Origin of the sequence: Roseiarcus sp., from assembly GCF_052145395.1 — a bacterium.
Taxonomy (GTDB): domain Bacteria; phylum Pseudomonadota; class Alphaproteobacteria; order Rhizobiales; family Beijerinckiaceae; genus Roseiarcus.
The window spans coordinates 1-3,641 of record NZ_JBKQOT010000462.1 but is presented as its reverse complement, the minus strand read 5'-3'; the positions used below and the strand labels follow the sequence as shown (position 1 = coordinate 3,641).

General features: G+C 62.5%; 5 protein-coding genes and 1 pseudogene. 3 read left to right on the top strand and 3 right to left on the bottom strand.

All coding sequences use genetic code 11. The annotated features are described in order from the left end of the window. On the top strand, positions 1 to 732 hold a 732-nt coding region (locus ACLP25_RS15775), incomplete at its 5' end, for an AAA family ATPase (RefSeq protein ID WP_442470132.1). After that, positions 729 to 1,067, top strand: a complete 339-nt coding sequence (locus ACLP25_RS15770) for a hypothetical protein (RefSeq protein ID WP_442470131.1) — start codon at positions 729 to 731, stop codon at positions 1,065 to 1,067. The genes ACLP25_RS15775 and ACLP25_RS15770, both read left to right, overlap by 4 nt. A gap of 70 nt (positions 1,068 to 1,137) precedes the next feature. Here the strand turns inward: ACLP25_RS15770 and ACLP25_RS15765 are convergent, their stop codons facing one another. Together ACLP25_RS15765 and ACLP25_RS15760 are read right to left on the bottom strand one after the other, a co-directional pair. Then, entirely contained in the window at positions 1,138 to 1,494 is a 357-nt protein-coding gene (locus tag ACLP25_RS15765) for an HU family DNA-binding protein (RefSeq protein WP_442470130.1), read from the bottom strand. Between the two features lie 77 nt (positions 1,495 to 1,571). Then, positions 1,572 to 1,859, bottom strand: a complete 288-nt coding sequence (locus tag ACLP25_RS15760) for a hypothetical protein (protein WP_442470129.1) — start codon at positions 1,857 to 1,859, stop codon at positions 1,572 to 1,574. A 789-nt stretch (positions 1,860 to 2,648) separates the two neighbouring features. Between ACLP25_RS15760 and ACLP25_RS15755 the strand changes: the two genes are divergently transcribed. Beyond that, positions 2,649 to 3,206 (top strand): NADPH-dependent FMN reductase, encoded by a 558-nt coding sequence (locus ACLP25_RS15755; protein WP_442470128.1) that lies wholly within the window; start codon positions 2,649 to 2,651, stop codon positions 3,204 to 3,206. Between the two features lie 125 nt (positions 3,207 to 3,331). Here the strand turns inward: ACLP25_RS15755 and ACLP25_RS15750 are convergent. Next, positions 3,332 to 3,641: pseudogene (locus ACLP25_RS15750) on the bottom strand (hypothetical protein); the annotation flags it as partial.

Sequence of the window (3,641 nt, the reverse complement as noted above, 5' to 3'; positions counted from 1 at the left end):
TGTTTACCGGATGCCTCCCACAAGGAGGCTCCGGAGGGCGCAATGGCCATCATTTCGATCTGTTCCCCGAAGGGCGGGGTCGGGAAGACGACAGCGGCGACGCTGATCGCGACGACGCTCGCCGAGCGCGGCGCCGGCGTCATCGTGATTGACGCCGATCCCAATAAGAGCGTCGTCGATTGGGCAAGGCTCCCAGGTGTTCCGGCAAACCTGAAGGTTCTAGAGTCGACGGACGAAAACGAGATCGTCCGCATGATTGACGCTTCGGCGGCCGAGGCTGACTTCGTGATCGTCGATCTTGAGGGCAGGGCGAGCCCCATCGTGGGCCACGCGATAGCGATGTCGAACTTCGTGATCGTTCCGGCTCGCGGGTCGAACCTGGACGCCAAGCAGGCGGCGCGTCAGATGGCGATGATCAAGACGCAGGAGCGCCTTACGGGCAGGGCGATTCCCTTCGCCGTTCTCTTCACCTGCACCAACCCGGCGCTACAGCCAAAGACGCAGCGCTTCATCGAGGCCTCGTTCGCCGAGGCAGGCGTTCCGATCTTCTCAACGCAGCTCTTCGATCGAGAGGCGTTTCGAGCCGTCTTTTCATTCGGGGGAACGCTCTCGGGCCTCAAGGCGCGGCGCGTCAGCAACGTCCAGTCTGCGATTGCGAACGCACGAGCCCTGACCGACGAGCTGCTCCACCGGATCAAGAACGGCAACCGTCCGGTCGAGGAGGCAGCATGAGCAGCGACGACAGGGCGGACCGCGAAAGCCCCTTCAACATCCTCTCCGAGTTCCGAGGGGCGGCTCCCACCCCCGACCTTGCCGTTGTCGCCCAGGTCAATGAGACTTTCGGCTTTGGCGCGCCCGTCAAACCCCCGGCCAAGCTCCTGCGCCGGCGGCGGACGGGACGAACTGCCCAGTTCAGCATCAAAGCCAAAGCCGAGACGATTGCCCGTTTCGTCCAGATAGCCGACGAGCACGGCTGGGTCTTTGGCGAGACGCTGGAGCACCTGGTCGAGACGTTCGACAAGGCTAAGGCTGCACCGTCCCGATCGGTGAGCCTCCCGGCGGGCTAGGCGACCTTCGCCTGCCGATATCCCCGGCAAGAGATCGGACCGAGCCGCTGATGATTTCGAGTCGCTACACCTAGACGGCTTCCTTCAACTCTTTGCCGGCGCGGAAGGTGACCTTCTTGCTGGCCTTGATCTTCACCGCTTCCCCGGTCTGCGGATTACGGCCCATCCGCGCTTCGCGCCTCTTTACCTGAAAAATTCCGAGCCCGACTATACGGACTTTATTGCCCTTCACGAGGTGCTTGGTGAGCCGATGAACGGTGTCGGTGAGCATGGTTTCGGCGCGGATCTTGGGAACTTCGTGAGCTTCGGCAATCTCGGCTGCGATATGTTTCAGCGTCACGACGGCCGCTGGTGTCTTGGCTTTGACGGTTCTGGCGGCAGACTTTTTCGCCGCTGACTTGGTGGCGGCTGCGGGTTTTTTGGCCATCGAGATTCTCCGAATCACTATGATTCACAAGCGTATTTGCACTCTAATGGGCAAAACCTGCAAGCCGATCGGCATTTTCAGCTCATGGCCAAGCCTCTGTTGCCGTACGATTTTGGACAAATCGTGTGGTGACCCCACATTGGGTCCTTCAAGAGACGATGATGCGTCGCAGCAGCTCGTACTCGCTCGAGGAAGTGCTCGAACACGATCGCGCCCTCGGCCTCGATCGCCTCATTGAAGACGATGGCGTCGACCCCGACGACGCCAAAGTAGCTTTGCCCGAGTTTCAGGGCGGCGTCGGCGCGCATGCCGGTTTCACGACGCTCGTTCAGGACAGCCGACGCAGCGGCGACAATCTTGACCACCGCTCCGGGGCCTGAACCCTGACGATCTCCGCGACCGGCCCGACGACGGGAACCTCGACCGCCGGCTCCGGAAGGGATTGAACGTCCGGGGCATCGACAATCTCAAAAGAGGCCAAAGGCCCGACCATACGGCCAGCGCGTTGAAGTGCGCCGTTCCCACGATGTCCGCCGGCAGGCTCATGCGGTCAATGACAGCTTTATTTCCGACGACGAGGGTCTGGCCTTCTGCGCCCAGCTCCCGCACCCGCCGCAGAATTTGCGCCGCGACCTTGCGCCTCGCCCGTTCGCCCGATGCGTTATCGGCGGCCAAGGCCCCTTTGGAGTATGCTCGCGCCGTCACTTGGCACACGGTTTGATGCGGCGCTTTGACCTTGAACAGGCCCCGCGCCTCGACCCCCGGCCAAAACGGCCGAACCAGGTCAACGTCCAGCACCGCGTCGACGAGCAGGGTCGGAACCTTCCAGGTGTCGGCGATGTCCTTCCGGCCCGTCACGCGGATGACGCGGACGCCCTCGTCGGGGGCGGAGAACAGTTGAGGAGGAAAGAGCGTTAGCGCCAAGCCCTCTTCGATGGCGATCTTTTGCTCGCGATTGAGAGCCGACACCCTCAGAAGCGCATCTACAACCCGTGGCGATGCTGCCTCTTGCCGTTGGCCGCCAACAGCGGCAATTTCAGCCTGACCGAGGGCTCCCTCTGAGTAAGTGGGCGCTCGGAAAGTCGCTGACGGTTCGTCTGCGAGGCTCTCTCAGCCAACATATCGGATGCCCTTGAAGGAAGAGACGGTCGCCTATGAAGCTCGGAATAATCGTCGCCAGCACGCGTCCGACTCGGGTCGGCCATCTGATCGGGCAGTGGGTGCACGAGCGCGCTGTCGAGCACGGCGAGTTCGACATCGAGCTGCTCGATCTCGCCAAGTTCAACCTGCCGTTATTCGACGAGCCGAAGCATCCTTCGCTTCAGCAATATGAGCACGATCATACGAAGCGATGGTCGGCGAGCGTCGCTGCGGCCGATGCGTTCGTCATCGTCACCCCGGAATACAATTACGGGCCGCCGCCCTCGCTCATCAACGCATTTGATTACGTCTACAAGGAGTGGAACTATAAACCAGCCGGTTTCGTCAGCTACGGCGGGGTCTCCGGCGGGCTTCGCGCCGTGCAGATGGAGAAGCAGACCCTCACGACGTTGAAAGTCGTGCCGATCGTCGAGGCCGTCGTCATCCACATGGCGGCGCAAACGATCACCGACGGGCGGTTCAACGGCAACGAACTGCAAACACAGGCCGCAAAGGTCATGCTGGACGAGCTACTGCGCTGGGCGGCCGCGCTGAAGACGCTGCGCGGGTGACGCGGATCAGCGCGCCTGCTGGCGAGGGCGATCAGTTCGGCTCGAAAACGGTGCGGCTGAGGAGGTTGACGGGCGCGACACCTCCGGCGGGTGGCGCTGAAGCGGTCGCAGCCGCTTTTTTCCCGTTATTTTAACGGCACCCCGCGCCGAAGGTAGCGGCCGAAAACTCGCGGCACCCTCGTCGATTCCTGGCCCGGAGCTACAGCGATTAAGGCCGGGTACGGACCGAGGAAGAGATCGCCGACTGCCGAGCGCCGGCGGTAAGTGATCCAGCGCTGCGCCAAATGGTGCGGCCGATCGTGCAGCATGTGGCAGCGTTGACAGAGCGCGCGCAGATTCTTTAGCCGATTGTTGGTCGGATCGCTGTCCAGGTGCGCCGCCGCGAGCACGACGCGCGTCATCCGAAACAGATTCGCCTCCATAAGGTCGGGCCAG